Origin of the sequence: Streptomyces prasinopilosus (assembly GCF_001419695.1) — a bacterium.
Taxonomy (GTDB): Bacteria; Actinomycetota; Actinomycetes; order Streptomycetales; family Streptomycetaceae; genus Streptomyces; species Streptomyces prasinopilosus.
The window spans coordinates 1-1,292 of sequence record NZ_LIRG01001048.1 but is presented as its reverse complement, the minus strand read 5'-3'; the positions used below and the strand labels follow the sequence as shown (position 1 = coordinate 1,292).

The window sequence follows — 1,292 nt, the reverse complement described above, 5'->3', positions numbered from 1 at the left end:
ACGGGCCGGGCCAGTGCCGTCGTCGTACGCGGCAGCCTGTACTGGCTCACCCACCGCGACGGCCCCGCCCGCACCCGTACGCCCGGCGTGTCGGCGAGGGTGCGGGCGGGGCCGTCGCGGTGGGTGAGCCAGTACAGGCTGCCGCGTACGACGACGGCACTGGCCCGGCCCGTCTCGTCCACGGAGACGCCGTCCAGGTGGTGGGCGGCGGGCACCTGGTAGCGCCGCCGTCCCGCCCGCGGCCCGCTCAGCGTGACGTCGAGCCGGCGCGGCACGGAGCCGGGGGACAGGTCGTCGACGATCCACAGGTCACCGGCGCACTGGTAGACGACCCGGCTGCCGTCGCTGGAGGCGTGGCGGGCGTAGAACGCGTCGTGATCGGTGTGACGGCGCAGGTCGGAGCCGTCGTACGCCACGGAGTACAGGTTGCCGACGCCCTCGTGGTCGGAGAGGAAGGCGATCCGGCCGCCGACGAACATCGGGGAGTGCAGGTGCCCGTCGATGCCGCCCGCGGCCTCTCCCGCCCCGTCCGTCCCCTCCGCCGTCCCGCCGAGCAGCCGCCGTCCGTGCAGCCACAGCCTGCCCGTCGCCCCGCCCCGGTACCGCTTCCAGGAGGCCGGTTCGTGCGGCGGGGTGCCGGTGAGCAGCAGGGTCCGCCGTTCCCCGCCGACGTCGGCGACCTGGAGGTCGGTCACCGGGCCCCAGGGCAGTTTGCGGCCCGGACTGCCGTCGGTGGAGAGCTTGTAGGACCAGGTGAAGTACGAGAACGGTTCGCCGTGCGAGGCGACGGCCAGGATCTCGGCGTCCACGTCCCCGTTCGGGGGAGCCCAGCCGCAGACCCGGGTGTCGGAGGTGCCCCAGTAGGTGAGCCGGCGTCCGGGACCGCCGTCCACGGGGACCAGGTGGATCTCGGGGGCGAGGCTGCGCCAGCTCGTGTACGCGATGTGGCGGCCGTCGGGGGAGAAGCGGGGGTGGCCGAGTTTGGTGCGGTCGACGGTGAGCCGCCAGGCCCGGCCCCCCGGTGGGTCGAGGGGGGCGAGCCAGAGATCGTCCTCGGCCACGAAGCACAGCAGGCCGCCGTTGAGGTGGGGCAGGCGCAGATAGCTCACCACCCCATGCTTTTCCGGGGGACGGACCGCAGCAACTCGTGTGGAACCGGGGCGGATCCCCGGACGTGACCCAGCACACGTACGAAACGGTTTCGTTCCTTTAAGGCCCCGGGTACATTCGTCGTGTACGGATCCCCGCACGGGGCCGCCCGCGAAACCGCGTGGGCGGCCCCGTGCGGGGAT

1 pseudogene is annotated in these 1,292 nt (G+C 73.5%); it reads right to left on the bottom strand.

Annotated features, from left to right (window positions below):
• A pseudogene (locus AOK18_RS30000) lies at positions 1 to 1,109 on the bottom strand (PD40 domain-containing protein); the annotation flags it as partial.
• Between the last annotated feature and the right edge of the window lie 183 nt (positions 1,110 to 1,292).